The organism is Paenibacillus sp. J2R1T-4, from assembly GCF_059692235.1.
Map to the genome: position 1 here is coordinate 69407 of NZ_JCAUBA010000010.1, position 14124 is coordinate 83530.

Here is a 14124-nt window from a genome sequence, read left to right on the forward strand (position 1 = left end):
GAATTATCTTCCTCTTTCTTTACGATATTTGCGGACCATTTGGTAAGACTGTTCAAGCTTAGGGACGTATTCATCGAATGATTCGCTGACGAGACCCATGAACAGGATATCGATGACATGAAGCTGTGCCATTCTGGATGCCATATCACCTCGGCGCATACCCTCCTCAAGAGAGGATAGCGTAAGCGTAATGTCTGCTAGCGAGGACAACGTATTAGGCCCGTACTTGGTTAGAGAGACCGTAGTAGCTCCGCTCTCCTTGGCACAACGTAAGGCATCAATAGTCTCTAAGGTTTCCCCTGAATAAGAAATGGCGATAGCTACATCGCTTTCGGTCAGATTCGATGCTGAGGTTACCTGCATGTGAGGATCTGAGAATGAACGGGCGCGTTTGCCAATCCGAATGAGCTTCTGATAGAAATCCTCTGCAACTATGCCCGATGTGGCAACCCCATAAATATCAATCTGACCTGCTTGATGGAGTGCGTCCAATGTCCGCCTTAGCTGCTTCAAGTCCAACATTCTGGACGTGTCCGAGATCGAGCGCAGGTGGTTGGCCTCCATGGCGGCAATAATGCTTTCAAGGGAGTTGCCTGCTACGATATCCTGATAGGACCCGGCTGGCTGGATTTGGGCCAATTCCGTAGCGAGCTGCATCTTGAGACCGGTGAAGCCGCCAGGATGGAAGCTTTTACAGAAACGGGAGATCGTGGCCGTACTGGTATCGGCTTGTTCAGCAAGCTCCGTAATGCCCATTCTTACTACCTGCCCAGGGTGCTCGGCAATATAGGCGGCCAAGTTATACTCCTTCGGGTTAAAGCTATCAAGGTTAGCCTGTATGGCACGCAAAATGTCGGACATGGATAATCATCACCCCAAACACTAGTGTAAATAATTTTACTAATATACTTATATTACACGAAAATTATTTACGTAGCTAGTCAAAATATGTAATATTTTCGCAATATATTATCCCTTTTGAAGGGTTACCTGATTTCATTGGGTTTAACCATTGACTTCCACTGCAAATCATGTTTGTATTAAAAATAAATTTGATCTCAAAAAAAGTAGAGTAGACAGGAATGAGGAGTAGCTTTTATGAATAAACGACAATGTCCAGAAGCCATGTTATTCGATTTGGACGGAACTTTGTTCCAGACGGAAACATTATTGTTACCTGCTTATGATGCTGCATTCGATGAAATGCGCGCGGAAGGTACATATACAGGGGAAACACCTCCTGCTGAACGGATCTTGAGCAGTCTGGGTATGCTGCTTGAACACATTTGGGAGCGAGTATTGCCGGAATCATCCATCGAAGTCCGCAATCGGGCAGATGTGCTGCTGCTGCACCATCAGAAGGTGATGCTGGAGCAAGGTATCGGCGCTCTGTATCCAGGTGTGCTGGAAATCTTGACCGCCTTACATGCACGAGGAGTGAAGCTGTTCGTAGCGAGTAACGGATTAGAAGTGTACGTGCGCGAAGTTATTGCTAACCTTGGACTAGGCCATTTGTTCACGGATCTATACAGCGCCGGTCAGTATGAAACTAGATCGAAGGTTGACCTGGTGCATATTTTGCTGGAGACACACGGGATTACCTCAGCCTGGATGGTCGGAGACCGCTCTTCGGACGTGGAAGCAGGTAAGGAGAATGGTTTGCCTGTTGTGGGCTGCCGATATGCAGAGTTCGGTAAAGCAATGGAGCTGGATGGGGCGGATATGATCATCACCTCGTTCGCCCAATTACTGGATTGGGTGGAGTAAGATGAAAAGAAGATTCGTTATCGAAGCGGTTATGCTCGCGACCTACGGTGAATTAATGGTTCCAGGAGTGCCAGTTGAGTATGTAATTCCTCATTCGACGATTCTGGAATTATATGAAATGCGGGAGAGCAGCGAGCCAGTCATGCCCGATTCTGAGGATGATGCCCATGTGAAGCTGAAGATTAGTGAACTAATCGCTTTTCTGGAAACGCCCTTTAACAAACTCAAGCTGGAGCGTGCATTACTTGCACCATGGCGGATGAGCCCGAGCTTGCTCGTCAATGATGAAGTAACGATATCGGTTATGTATGCGGTTGATAGTGAACAGTATGGGGAAATCTTCGATCCGATCGAGACCGAGATGATCTTAACTGCCATTCGTGAGAAGATCCCGATGTTAAGCGATCAACTCGAATTTCTGGACAAAGTGATTCAATCCGATATTCCCGTGCAAATCTTTGATGTGGATGATTTCGAATTTGCGCTGGAGCAAGATCCTTCGTCGAATGACTGGGGTACATTGTGAGTACAACCAATTGCTAGTTTATATGAAGAGGTTTGTGCAGAGTAAGGATGAAGGTCCTTCGGCATAAACCTCTTTCTGTTTTGGGCGCCTCCCAAGAGTTTAAGATCTTCTTAAGATTTTGTTTCATGTAACTTAAGATTCTACCTGTATAGTCATGAGTGTCCATAAGAAGTAAAAGGAAGGGCAATCAATTTAATTGGAGGATTCTATGATTACCGTATCTGATTTGAACCATGAATTTCGCATAGGCAAAAAAGGCAAGGAACGTGTTGTTCCTGTGCTGCATCAAATAAACCTGCATGTCAAAAAGGGAGAGATCGTCACCATTGTCGGACGGAGCGGGTCAGGGAAGTCTACATTGCTTAACCTGATCAGCGGCTACATGAAAGCAACGGCAGGCAATATTATAGTTGACGGACGTAATGTTACGAAGCTTAGTGAAGGGGAATGGGCGGATTTCCGGCTGGAGAAGTTCGGTTTTATTTTTCAAAGCTTCCAGCTTATTCCGAGCATGACGGCTTTTGAGAATGTCGAGCTTCCGCTTGTGTTGAAGGGTGTCGATGAGAAGGAACGCAAGGCTCGGACAGAAGCGATGATGAAGCAGGTCGGCTTGGAGGAGCTGGGAGGGCATTACCCGGGTGAATTATCTGGAGGGCAGCAGCAGCGGGTCAGTATAGCGCGAGCCTTAATTGTAAACCCGCCGATCCTGTTAGCTGATGAACCTACGGGAAGCCTGGACAGTGAGAATGAGCAGTCCTTGCTCGCCTTTATACGCCAGCTGAATGAAGAACAAGGCATCACTTTTCTAATCATTACGCATGATGATCAAGTCGCATCCATCGGACACAGGACTTTATTGATCCAAGATGGTCGTATGGTGGAATCCTTAAGCACAGCGAAGGGGGTTCTCCAATGAAATGGAAAGATAAGTTCCGCTTCGTCCGGCAAAATATGAAAAAGAACCGATCCCGCGTATTCATGACCGTTCTTGCTACCGCTATGGGATGCTCCTTCCTGATCGTATTGGCCTCCGTTGGCTTCGGCTTGCAGAAGAGTGTTGTTGATGAAATTACCGAAGGCCGCCTGTTGACCGACATTAATGTGTACGGAAAAAAAGATGATAAACAGAACTACCAGCAATTAACAGAAGAAGATCTTACCTTTCTGGAATCGATCCCAAATGTAAAAAGTGTCACACGCAGACAAATGGTGCGGCAGTCTCTCGTGCACACGGTTGGCGGTTTAACTACACAGAGCCAGGCAATGGTTGTGCATATGCCATCTGAGATCAAAGCAGGATTCGAGCTTTCCGAAGGGCGGATGCCTCAAGCAGACAATGAGATTATTGTCGGTTATAACTTCGCTGAATCCCTTCGCAAGCCTGGTGAAGAGCCGAAGGAAGTACCGTCGGGTGACGGATCCAAACAGGAAGCAAACAAAAATGTGCCTCAAGTGTTGAACCAGAAGCTGGATATGGAAGTCAAACAATTTGTAAATAAAGTGGAACAAAAGAAAGTCATTCCGGTCACTATCGTAGGGGTTACACAAGCGCCAACGAGAGAATGGGCAAAAGACCAATCCGTCTATATTTCCGAAGCGGTATTGAAAGAGATTGAGGCTTTCACTCAGACCCCTAGAGGACAGATCAATTTTCCGGATCAAAATAGTGATATTCCTAAGGCTAGTCCGTTGGCAGCCAGGGTGTATGATGATGTGCATGTGTACGCAAACGATGTGGAGCATGTGAAGGCGATCGATGCGGCAATGAGTGATAAAAATTATGCCAGTCATTCGATTGTGAATGAACTGAAGCAAGTTAATATGATATTTACGATTATGAAAATAGGCCTTTTGCTCGTAGGCACGATTGCGGTATTGATCGCTTCGATCGGAATTTTCAATACGATGTCGATGGCCGTTACGGAACGTTCGCAAGACATTGGAATTATGAAGGCGATCGGAGCGCATCCGTCCACAGTGAAAAGTATTTTCTTGATTGAGAGTACCTATATAGGGCTGCTCGGAGCTATTATAGGAACGGTTGTCTCTTATGCAATCAGCATCTCCGTGAATTTGGCGCTGCCGTTCGTGATATCCAACTTTCTTAATGAGACCCCTCCTGAAGGGTTGATCTTCTCTTACATTCCTATTACGCTTACGGTCATATGCGTTGCCATTAGCTTGCTGGTTGCCATGCTGTCCGGACTCCGTCCAGCAATCCGCGCAACCCAAGTAGACGTTCTGAAAGCACTCAGACGCGACGTTTAATTACAAAGAAACCTGACTGGGACGTTCCCCGGTCAGGTTCTTATATTTCACCTTAATGATAAAGACTTAAGCTAGCTGCTGACATCGCTGCTGACAGGGCTGCCGTCATTGCTGCTGCCGATGTTGGTTCCGCTGCCAGAGAACTCCTTGATCCAATCTGCATCGGACTTGGTGCTTGAATCAGGTTGGCGCTTGCCTTTATGATAAACCCACAAAGCGTATTCGAGAGGTCTTGAGACGGCCTTGGAATACGTATCCAGCTCTCCGATCCGTGCAAACACCTCACGAGCAGGCTTGGGATTTAACTCCAACAGCCAGGGATGACCACCCGGATCAACAGCGATGTCCAAGCCCAGCTCGCACAGCTTGCCGTAATTTTTCTCCAGAAACTCCGCTACCGCATGGCTCATAGTGTTAATTTCCTTAGTAATCTGGGTGACGGTATCCGGAGAGAACTTTTGTCTGAGCAACGTAAGCAGCGGCACTGCTTCACCGCCCCCGTGCAGATTGGAGGTGATACTGCGTTTGGGTCCGACGCGACCGGCGCAGCCGGTCACTTCCCATTGCCCCTCTCCGTTTTTCTGGATGAGGAGACGGAAGTCGTGTACTCTGCCGTCACTCATCTTACTCTGGATCCCTTGTTGGATCAAATATCGGTCTTTCAAATCCCATCCTGCAAGCTTAATGCCAATCTGTTTATCCGATGCCAGACGGGGAGATATGATTCTGCGGCTGCGGTCTCTGCCCTGAATGAGGAACAATCCGCTTCGCTTTTTTTCAATGCGCAGAATGCCCCGCCCTCCAGTGCCATTAATCGGTTTCATATAAACCAGACTACGACGCTTTACGAATTCCGTTAAATCGCTGGATGAGCGGTACACTTTCGTTACTGGAAGATAAGGGCGAATCGACGCGTTTCGATACAGCAGTTGATGAACGGCCCATTTGTTGCCGATCGGCCGATTCAGGAAGGTCAGTCTGTTTCCGTAGACGGCGCGGAATCTCTGGAACTGCCGGAAGCGCTCGTTCGGTTGATACCGGCAGCGATCATAGATAATATGAGGGAAGCCTACCCACTTCCGGCTCCATGTTTTTTCTGTGAGATCATAGAGGTGAGCGTGAACTTTTTCGTTCTTATAATCGACATCCTGAGGAGTGAAGACGATAACCTGAAGCCCAAGCTTCTTACCTTGGGCAATCAGTTTACGAAAGTAGACTCGCTCCTCCAGATGATGGTTGGAATTCAAATACAACGTCATAACACCCAATGTTGGCTTTGACAAGTACAGGTTCACCTTCTTTTTAACATTTATGCATTTATATTTTGTAGGGTAATTTACACTTGAACAGCTGTGGTTGTAGTCCCGGAAGCCTTTGCATGCTTCAAACGAATGAGGTGAAGCGAGTAATGTATGATTCGTTCCAATGATTTTTTGCGAATATGCGGCTCGTCGAATTTCATTGGCTTGGAATTCGCTTCGAAGAACCAGATATGCCCGCCAACGTCAATTCCTAGATCCATGGACATCTCGCCCAACAGATGACCCGACTTTTTCTCGATTTGTCTGGCAATGGCAAGTGACGCTTTCTTGGCTCGCATTAATATTCGGCGAGCTCCTGCGGAGCCGAAGCTGGAAGCGAGTAATTTCGCTGGATCGTCGATGGAGCCTCCGCGAGGGACGTGGGTCGTGATACTGCTCCTTCCAGCCAATCGGGCACCGATTCCAGTGAGATCCCACTCGCCTTTGGCGTTTTTCTGAACGAGAACGCGCAGGTCGAACGGTCTCCTTTTGTGACGGGCAAGCGTGATGCCTTGCTGGATAATGTATTCTTCGTCTTCCATCTGCTCTTGAACTTTCGTCCACAGCTGGGGTATTGTACCAGATTTAAAGACATGACTGCCTTTTGTTTCCTGAACGCTCAGCCTGAATTCCGGTCTGCGGAGAGTGTGCCGGTACTTGCGGTGTACCTTCATAATCCCTTTGCCAGCTTTGCCGCGAATCGGTTTCAAATAGACGGTGGGATACATTTTAAGCAACGTTTCAAGTTCAATACTGGATGTCATTTTTCTAGTGGCTGGAATGTGCTTTGCCGTAGTCTTGGCCTTGTTCAACCACTCGAACAAGGTCCATTTATTGAAGAAGGCTGCATTGAACAATCGGACATGCGGGTTTCTAAGACAAGATTGAAGCGTCAGCTGCACTTCCTGCAACGCTTCATCTTGTCGAAAGGGAATCCGATTGTAGATCACATGAGGGATGGCTATCCATTGTTGGATCCACATGTTCGATTCCGGATTGTAGAGATAACCAATAATGCGTTTGTTTCTAAGCTTAAGGTCTTTCACGGTGACGACACAAACGGATACACCCATTTCGTATCCTGTTTGGATCAAATCAATGAAATTGCTGCGATTACCGCGAAATTGCTCATTCTCATCATCCATTGTTAAGATAGCTAGAACGGGGCGATGCAGTGCTTGATGACTGGAAATATCCACCTAATTGTCCCTCCTCGCTCTGAAATTAGCAAGGTAAGTGAGATGCTCATAAATATATTGGAGGGATGCGTAGCCTTGTGCTTTCAACAGAGGGTGCTTGAAGATGGAGCGTCCAGGCTTGGAATTCGCTTCGAACATCCAGATTCGTTCGTTCTGATCGATTCCGATATCAAGGCCCAGCTCACCCAGGTTATGTCGACCGTTGCGCTCAATAGCTTCGGCTAATTTGATGGCGGCATTCTTGGCGTCCTGCAGAATCGTGTCTCCTTTTGCTCCGAAAACACGACTTAACACATTCTCAGGGGTCATGATTTGGCCGCCGTTTTTGACATGGGTCGTAACACTGCCTTTTCCTGCTTTCTTGGCTCCAATTCCAGCAACGACCCACTGATTGCTCGCATTCTTATTGAGATGGAAGCGGAAATCAATAGGACATGTATCCAGCTCAATCAGTCGGATCCCCTGTTGGACTACATAACTGCGCATCCGGCTGTGGGAACTAAGCAATTTGTATAAGCCGTTTATATGAGTGAAACGGAATAACACATTTTTGCCCTGACGGCGGAAACGAGCGAAGTACCCCCGCTTCGGATGATAAGTCAATCTATAAATACCTATTCCCAGACTGCCTGCGGTTGGTTTCAAGTATACGAAGCGATGTTTCTCCAGCATCTCCTTTATTCGGTCTGGCGAAGGGTTGTTATGGGATTCAGGGACATGTTTATTCGCTTCTTTCTCATCCTCGAGCAGCTTGTAGACATCGGATTTGTCGAAGAAGCTCCAATTGAAAAGACTCGTTCCTCTTCGTACGAACCGCTCCTTGATATGATTCATGGACATTGAGCGGTCGACTCGTCGATTCGCAAGCCTGTTATAGACCGAATCAGGTATCGGGACGACTTTGCGAACCCAACCTTCTACAGTCGGGAAATAGCCAAGCACCGTTTCTTCCTGCCAATTAATATCGTTCGGGAGGAAGGCGAAGTAGTAGGATTGCTTGCTGCCTACCCGGATATAGTGCTTCAACAAGGAAGAACGGATTCCAAAGGGCTGGATCACACTTGAACTGGATGCATTCGTCAATATTCCAATCAGGGGGCCAATTTGGACTTCCCTGGGACCGTTCGTCATTACCATAATGGTTCCGCTTCTGGGTACAAGCAATTGGTTTTTGATGGTGCTCGGGAGAACCATATGTTTACCTGGCTTCTTTATCGTTCTTAATGAAACGGTTGCCGTTTTACTGCCGAGCTTCAATGTGAGCGAGTTGGTACCGGTGAGCTGAAGTGCTTTCACAAGGGCCGAGGACATATGGACTACCCGGTCGGTTCGCTGTGCAAATTGAATCGAGCATGACGTCAAGCTCATGAAATGACCCTCCTAGTAGTGTCCAGAAGATAGCGTGCATAGTAGATCGGATTACGGATTGAAGCGTTTCTGGCGGCTGGGTCGGAAAAGTGGGTGAACGCTGACCGACCTGGCTTTGAGTTTGCTTCCAGGATCCATACATTTCCGGCGGTATCGATTCCAAGATCGATGCCAAGCTCTGCTAATCTTCCATGGTGTTGCTCCAATGTTTCTGGAATTTGTGTCGCGATCTCGAGTAATGTGCGATGAATTTGTGATGCTTTCTCTTGGCCGAACTCCTTGAGCAGGAATGGCATAAGCTCTACAGCGACGCCGCCGCCGTGCAAGTTGGAAGTGACATTTCCAGACTTCCCGCGCCGTACAGCGATGCCTGCAACTTCCCAGATACCCTTGCGATTTTTTTGTATTAAACAACGAACATCAAAAGGGTCGCCATCGCGAGTGTTCAGTAAAAGATAAGGTTGAACCAGATAGGGGCGGCCAGCTATGAAGGATGACAGCCATTGAAGCAAGAACCGTTCTGAATGGAATGTCCGCTCAATCCTCTCATTGCGTCTGTTTCGACCGAGAAGATGGTAAAAGCTACCTTTACGGGTTAGGCGGAGCACACCTTTTCCTTGTGAGCCTGCTTCAGGCTTGAGGAAAAGAGCTTCCGATCGATTCAATTCATCTATTAGCGTTTTCTGGCTTAGCAGTTTTTTCGTATCTGGCAAATAGGTGCGCAAGCTTTCATGACGCATAAGCATCTGGTGCACATCCCATTTCCCCTTGAGGCCGTAACCAAGAAACCGAATGTCGGGGTGCTCCTTCAACTTGCGAATACATTTCCGGTATTCACCGTAATTGGAACTAGTCGTATAGAAGCACCTGTCATAGACCACCTGCGGCAGGGGGAATCGACCAACTGACCAGTTGTCTTCACCCGGCAGAAGCGTGTAGCCTTCAACACTTTGTTCTTCAATCATGAATCGGTTCGGGAAAAAAACAAAAACGACCATTCCGAGCTTGCGCCCTATTCGACATAAACGGCTATAAAAGCGCTGATCAGAGAACGGGGGGCTCAATTGTTTTTGACAAACCATGATTCCTACATACGAGCGTTTCTTTCGATCATTCATAGTCATACCTCAGAAGCCCGACAAATAGCGGGCGTATAGAATCGTTTGTTTCACAGAAGGACGAATCGTTCCCTCCGACATCGGCGTTCCATCGTTCTTGGACGGCTTGGAGTTCACTTCTAGCAGCCATACTTTGCCGTTCGAATCAACGGCCAGATCAACACCAAGCTCCCCGAAATGCCCTTGTACTTGTTTTTCTATTCCATTGGCAATATCGAGCGCCGCCTTCTTAAGCCGTGCATAGACTGTTCGTTTCACGGAAGCGGGAAGGCTTGATTTCTCAAGCGCTTCACGTACCTTGCTGAGTGAGCCGCCTCGCGCCAGATTGGATACGAAATGGTTGTTGCCGGCAATGCGGCCTACGATTGAAGTGACGAGCCACTCACCGCCGCTTCCCCGCTGTACTAACGCACGAAAGTCCACAGGCCTCCCGCCGATCTCGATAAGCTGCAAGCCTTGTTGGATCTGATATCGAGTCTGCTTGAATTTGCTTGAGATGGTAGAGAAAAAGGCCACAAGGCTTGGAAAAGTCTGCTTGTTGGTGCCTGTCATACTCGTCAAGTGACATACATAGGATTGATTGCTCATACGTGTAATTCGTATGATTCCTTTTCCCAGGCTGCCGGTAATGGGTTTAAGAAATACAACCGGATATTTGGCTGACATCGATTTCAGCATGGTGTAATTTTTGAAGAGATGAGATTCAGGCAAGTATTTGATTAAGACCCCATCGTTGCGCAGAGCATCGAATACATCCGTCTTGTTCAAGTACTTTTCGTTAAATATAGAAGTGCCAAATCGAGATGTTACTTCCCTCATAAAATGTTGAACGCTGGGTTTGTTCTCCAATTTGCGAGTGGTGAGACGGTTGTAAATGACGTCTGGAATTGGGAATTCGGACTTGTGCCAACGACCTGAATAGGTCCAGCCTTCCAAATGCTGATGACTGGCAGGAATATCACTCGTGGTGAAGAAGAACACAAATGCCCCGTACGAGTGGCATGCATCGACCAGCTCCTTGCAGAATGTAGTGGTCGAACCAAATGGACGATCGGAAGAAGCGGTATAGATGCGGCTCATCATTACACCTATTAATGGGCCGATCGTTAGCGTGCGGCTGGCTGATTTGTACTGAAATCCGAGTTGGGTGTTGTGGTGCAGACCGAGTCTGTGGGCTAATGATTCCCCCATCCGTATGCCCTCCGCGTGCTGAGCGGAAATGATCGTCACTTGAGTTTTGAAGGTGCCGAACCGTAAGACAACCGAGGAGTTAACGGGAATCTTGTGTTGCTTGATTATGCGTTCGTTCATCATAATCGTCTGTTCGCCGATCAGGGTGCTCGAGCTTTGCACTTGAATGGTTATTTTCGTACCAGCCATGATTGGTCTCCTTCATAAGCACCTTCTAGTTGTTCGCGAGCTTAAGTTTGAGAAATAACTACTTCATCATATGAGGACATATATCTAGTGGTGATTGGCATTTTCGGCTTTTAGCCTGGTCAAAGTAAGGGCAATTATTGCAGAGCCTCCCGCTAAAGTTTGGAGATAGCTGTACACCGTATTATAGGAATAAGGAATAAGCCTGCTCCCAGGCGCATAGGATGAATCAATATGTACAAGTTAGGGGAGTGCGAATACAATGAAAATATGGAAAAATGTATGTTATCTCAGTTTAGCACTAGGTATGCTCATATATGCGGTGCCGAGACTGACGATTGGCGAAGGCCTGACATTACCCACCGTATTTGGCGTCGTATGGATCTTGTTCGCGTTGACCATTATTGCTGCCCATCTGCATCGGATTATTGGTGTGGATGAAGCGAAGGAAGAAGAGCTGAAGCAAGTCAGAAGGTTGGCGAGACATCGGCGTGAGCAGTGGCTGCAAAGACAAATCCGCCCTACTCAGAACAACGGAAAATAGATGGAACAGATGCTGCATAGTTGTTAGTTAAACTGAACGATTGCACCAAAATGAACTCGCAAAGGGCCGCTCGAGTGATCTTCTCTAGCGGTTTTTCTCATTCAGATTATTTATTCTTGTTAACGAACATACGTTCTGGTAAAATTAAAAAAAAGAACTCCTTGAATAAGGAGTGTCCGTTATCTGCTATTTGGTACAATTCATGAAGATTTCTTCTCGAAGTTATTGCAGGTTCCGATCCCGATGGCTGCTTGTCCAACGTCCTTTTTGAGATAAAAGCAAAGTCCGTTCAGCATGTCAACACCGACTTGATAGAACTTGCAATTGTAACAACTGGACTTCAACTGTGGAGAGATACATTTATAACTCATGGGCCTCGGCCTCCAATGTTGATGCCATGCTCTCAGATAAGGCTTGGAATAAATGGGCCTTACGGCTGATCTCTTCGGCCATTTCTTTAATAATTGCATCCTTCTGCGGACTGAGCAGCAGCTCTAGTTCAGACTGATACCGGTGGAGAACGGTTTGGATCGCGATCTCCAGATTTTGACGGTCAACTACTACATTTGACATAATATGCACCTCTCGGAAGAAAAGAAAAATCCTTTATCCTAGGACTATTTCCAGAATAAAGGATTTTATAGAGGGTGTATATCTAATTAGAATCACTCGTATTTTTGTTTACTAGTTTACAGATCTATGGTATTATTATTTCCTTTTATTAGGCGAACATGTTCCATAAGCATATTTTTATTAGTGTAAGAGACAGTAGTACTTTTTGAGTGCTCGGAAGTTTCCGAGTCGAAGAACACTTTACAGTCCTTATCGTCGAACTGCTTGATTTTGTTCATATTAACCAAATTAATACGATCGAGCTTCTGGAAGCCAATCGAACCCATTCGCTTAGCGAGCTCAGACAAAGTATCCAATAAATAAAACTTGTCATCTGCAGTATGAAATACGACGGTTCGTTCCTCGACTTCCATATACAACACATCCTCAGCATCCAGCAGGATCATAGATTGATCGTTGACTAGATCGCGAGTAACAGGGAATTTCATCCGGTTCACTCCAAAAATAGCTTGTTGGTAGTTGAGCCTTGAGGCCCACTTTTTTGCTAAAAAGGGATGGAAATTAATGAAAACAGTTCCATATGATATTAAAATTAATGTTACTACAATGTAAATCAATTGAAAAGTAAATCCTTACATTATTTTACCAAAATGATAGAGTATTTGTGCTTATTTCTGCAACTTACTATAATAAAAAGTAATACAGTCAGATACAGATCAAGTTACCCGGGGGGAAAGAGATGGATGAGATGCTTCACGAAGCGGTAACGAAGCACGAACAATTGATCCAATACATTGCAGGTCTTAAATTAGGCACCAAAATATCCGTACGCAAAATTGCAAAGGAAATGGAAGTAAGTGAAGGAACGGCATACCGGGCTATAAAGGAAGCGGAGAATCAAGGTTATGTCAGCACACGCGAACGAATCGGAACTATTCGAGTTGAACGGAAGCTGCGCACGAATATTGATAAGCTGACCTATGCCGAAGTAGTCAATATAGTGGATGGTCAAGTACTCGGGGGCGCACAGGGGTTAGGCAAGTCTCTCAACAAGTTTGTTATCGGAGCTATGGAAGTAGAAGCGATGGCTCGATATATTGAGGCGGGCAACCTATTAATTGTGGGTAATCGGTATCAAGTGCACAGATATGCGCTTGAACATGAAGCTGCTGTACTAATAACAGGGGGCTTCGACACGAATGACGAAATCAAACGGTTGGCCGATGAACTGGAGCTGCCGATTATTTCTTCCAGCTACGATACCTTTACAGTTGCGTCTCTTATTAATCGTGCGATCTACGACCGGCTTATCAAGAAGAAAATTACACTAGTGGAAGATATCATCGATCCGCTTGCTACAACCAGGGCATTGAAGGGCAGCAGTACTGTGGCGGATTGGGAGAAACTGCTCGAAGAAACTGGAGTCAGCCGCTTCGCGATTGTTGACGAGTGGAACCGAGTGATCGGGATGGTAGCTTCGAAGGATTTCATCGGTGCTGCCAAGGAGCAGACACTCGACAAAATCATGACGCGTAATCCGCTTACGGTGAACCCGCATACGTCAGTAACCTCAGCCGCTCATATGATGGTGTGGGAAGGCATCGAGCTGCTCCCGGTTGTAGACAACAAAGGGAAGCTGATTGCGGTCATTAATCGGCAGGATGTGTTGAAAGCTTTACAATATATCCAGAAACAGCCGCAAATTGGAGAGACCTTCGAGGATTTGATCTTGATGGGCTTCGAGGAGCATAAGGACGAGTCTGGACAATTCGTGTACCGAGGAGTTATTACTCCGCAGATGACCAGTCATTTGGGTACCGTGTCAGAAGGGGTACTTACAACTCTTATGACCCAATGCGCGTACCGTGCGCTTAAGGCGCAGAAGAAAAGCGATTATGTGTTGGAGAACTTCTCGGCCTACTTTTTGCGTCCTCTTCAGTTGGAGAGCCGTATTGAGGTAAAGCCCAGAATTATTGAGCTAAGCCGAAAATTTGGTAAAGCCGATGTGGAAATTTATCACAACGGATCTCTGATATGCAAAGCTATGCTTGCCGCCCAAGTTATTGACTAGGGATTGGCTCCG

At 46.6% G+C, this 14124-nt stretch carries 15 protein-coding genes; 6 read left to right on the plus strand and 9 right to left on the minus strand.

What is annotated here, in order from left to right:
- Positions 1-3 precede the first annotated feature (3 nt).
- Entirely contained in the window at positions 4-861 is an 858-nt protein-coding gene (locus AC58QD_RS17625) for a MurR/RpiR family transcriptional regulator (RefSeq protein ID WP_497335570.1), read from the minus strand.
- A gap of 237 nt (positions 862-1098) precedes the next feature.
- Between AC58QD_RS17625 and AC58QD_RS17630 the strand changes: the two genes are divergently transcribed.
- The 4 genes from AC58QD_RS17630 to AC58QD_RS17645 all read left to right on the plus strand — a co-directional run bounded on the left by AC58QD_RS17630 (position 1099) and on the right by AC58QD_RS17645 (position 4561).
- On the plus strand, positions 1099-1767 hold the full coding sequence (locus AC58QD_RS17630) for an HAD family hydrolase (protein WP_497335572.1): 669 nt from the start codon (positions 1099-1101) through the stop codon (positions 1765-1767).
- A 1-nt stretch (position 1768) separates the two neighbouring features.
- Complete coding sequence (locus AC58QD_RS17635) at positions 1769-2293, plus strand: ADP-heptose synthase (protein ID WP_497335574.1); 525 nt, start codon at positions 1769-1771, stop codon at positions 2291-2293.
- A 208-nt stretch (positions 2294-2501) separates the two neighbouring features.
- Positions 2502-3209, plus strand: coding sequence for an ABC transporter ATP-binding protein (locus AC58QD_RS17640; RefSeq protein WP_497335576.1), 708 nt, complete (start codon positions 2502-2504; stop codon positions 3207-3209).
- Complete coding sequence (locus AC58QD_RS17645; protein ID WP_497335578.1) at positions 3206-4561, plus strand: ABC transporter permease; 1356 nt, start codon at positions 3206-3208, stop codon at positions 4559-4561. Before AC58QD_RS17640 ends, AC58QD_RS17645 begins: the two co-directional genes overlap by 4 nt.
- Before the next feature lie 71 nt (positions 4562-4632).
- Here the strand turns inward: AC58QD_RS17645 and AC58QD_RS17650 are convergent, their stop codons facing one another.
- The 5 genes from AC58QD_RS17650 to AC58QD_RS17670 form a co-directional block, all read right to left on the minus strand.
- The gene (locus AC58QD_RS17650; RefSeq protein ID WP_497335580.1) at positions 4633-5844 is read right to left on the minus strand and encodes a YheC/YheD family endospore coat-associated protein; all 1212 of its coding nucleotides are present in this window, start codon (positions 5842-5844) and stop codon (positions 4633-4635) included.
- 53 nt (positions 5845-5897) lie between these two features.
- Positions 5898-7061 (minus strand): YheC/YheD family endospore coat-associated protein, encoded by a 1164-nt coding sequence (locus tag AC58QD_RS17655; RefSeq protein ID WP_497335582.1) that lies wholly within the window; start codon positions 7059-7061, stop codon positions 5898-5900.
- Positions 7062-8429 carry a YheC/YheD family endospore coat-associated protein gene (locus AC58QD_RS17660; RefSeq protein ID WP_497335584.1) on the minus strand — a complete coding sequence of 456 codons (1368 nt, stop codon included), beginning with the start codon at positions 8427-8429 and terminating at the stop codon, positions 7062-7064. It lies immediately after the preceding gene.
- On the minus strand, positions 8426-9427 hold the full coding sequence (locus AC58QD_RS17665; RefSeq protein WP_497335586.1) for a YheC/YheD family endospore coat-associated protein: 1002 nt from the start codon (positions 9425-9427) through the stop codon (positions 8426-8428). Before AC58QD_RS17665 ends, AC58QD_RS17660 begins: the two co-directional genes overlap by 4 nt.
- A 129-nt stretch (positions 9428-9556) precedes the next feature.
- The gene (locus AC58QD_RS17670) at positions 9557-10927 is read right to left on the minus strand and encodes a YheC/YheD family endospore coat-associated protein (protein WP_497335588.1); all 1371 of its coding nucleotides are present in this window, start codon (positions 10925-10927) and stop codon (positions 9557-9559) included.
- Positions 10928-11186: 259 nt separating this feature from the next.
- On the opposite strand from AC58QD_RS17670, the gene AC58QD_RS17675 reads away from it, so the two are divergent.
- Positions 11187-11468 carry a hypothetical protein gene (locus tag AC58QD_RS17675; protein ID WP_497335590.1) on the plus strand — a complete coding sequence of 94 codons (282 nt, stop codon included), beginning with the start codon at positions 11187-11189 and terminating at the stop codon, positions 11466-11468.
- Between the two features lie 200 nt (positions 11469-11668).
- Here AC58QD_RS17675 and AC58QD_RS17680 read toward each other — a convergent pair whose 3' ends face one another.
- The 3 genes from AC58QD_RS17680 to AC58QD_RS17690 form a co-directional block, all read right to left on the minus strand.
- Positions 11669-11839 (minus strand): hypothetical protein, encoded by a 171-nt coding sequence (locus tag AC58QD_RS17680; RefSeq protein ID WP_497335592.1) that lies wholly within the window; start codon positions 11837-11839, stop codon positions 11669-11671.
- Entirely contained in the window at positions 11829-12041 is a 213-nt protein-coding gene (locus AC58QD_RS17685; protein ID WP_497335594.1) for a hypothetical protein, read from the minus strand. The genes AC58QD_RS17680 and AC58QD_RS17685 overlap by 11 nt, the downstream gene beginning before the upstream one ends.
- 116 nt (positions 12042-12157) lie before the next feature.
- Positions 12158-12529: a LytTR family DNA-binding domain-containing protein gene (locus AC58QD_RS17690; RefSeq protein ID WP_497335596.1), complete on the minus strand. Its 372-nt coding sequence runs from the start codon at positions 12527-12529 to the stop codon at positions 12158-12160.
- A gap of 251 nt (positions 12530-12780) precedes the next feature.
- Between AC58QD_RS17690 and AC58QD_RS17695 the strand changes: the two genes are divergently transcribed.
- On the plus strand, positions 12781-14112 hold the full coding sequence (locus AC58QD_RS17695) for a DRTGG domain-containing protein (protein WP_497335598.1): 1332 nt from the start codon (positions 12781-12783) through the stop codon (positions 14110-14112).
- The last annotated feature ends 12 nt before the right edge of the window (positions 14113-14124 follow it).

Bases quoted from the DNA above. Each gene is read 5' to 3' on its own strand.
- AC58QD_RS17675 (WP_497335590.1), top strand. From the start codon at position 11,187: ATGAAAATATGGAAAAATGTATGTTATCTCAGTTTAGCACTAGGTATG.
- AC58QD_RS17645 (WP_497335578.1), top strand. From the start codon at position 3,206: ATGAAATGGAAAGATAAGTTCCGCTTCGTCCGGCAAAATATGAAAAAG.
- AC58QD_RS17665 (WP_497335586.1), bottom strand. From the start codon at position 9,427: ATGGTCGTTTTTGTTTTTTTCCCGAACCGATTCATGATTGAAGAACAA.
- AC58QD_RS17625 (WP_497335570.1), bottom strand. From the start codon at position 861: ATGTCCGACATTTTGCGTGCCATACAGGCTAACCTTGATAGCTTTAAC.
- AC58QD_RS17690 (WP_497335596.1), bottom strand. From the start codon at position 12,529: ATGAAATTCCCTGTTACTCGCGATCTAGTCAACGATCAATCTATGATC.
- AC58QD_RS17640 (WP_497335576.1), top strand. From the start codon at position 2,502: ATGATTACCGTATCTGATTTGAACCATGAATTTCGCATAGGCAAAAAA.
- AC58QD_RS17635 (WP_497335574.1), top strand. From the start codon at position 1,769: ATGAAAAGAAGATTCGTTATCGAAGCGGTTATGCTCGCGACCTACGGT.
- AC58QD_RS17695 (WP_497335598.1), top strand. From the start codon at position 12,781: ATGGATGAGATGCTTCACGAAGCGGTAACGAAGCACGAACAATTGATC.
- AC58QD_RS17660 (WP_497335584.1), bottom strand. From the start codon at position 8,429: ATGAGCTTGACGTCATGCTCGATTCAATTTGCACAGCGAACCGACCGG.
- AC58QD_RS17680 (WP_497335592.1), bottom strand. From the start codon at position 11,839: ATGAGTTATAAATGTATCTCTCCACAGTTGAAGTCCAGTTGTTACAAT.
- AC58QD_RS17670 (WP_497335588.1), bottom strand. From the start codon at position 10,927: ATGGCTGGTACGAAAATAACCATTCAAGTGCAAAGCTCGAGCACCCTG.
- AC58QD_RS17685 (WP_497335594.1), bottom strand. From the start codon at position 12,041: ATGTCAAATGTAGTAGTTGACCGTCAAAATCTGGAGATCGCGATCCAA.
- AC58QD_RS17630 (WP_497335572.1), top strand. From the start codon at position 1,099: ATGAATAAACGACAATGTCCAGAAGCCATGTTATTCGATTTGGACGGA.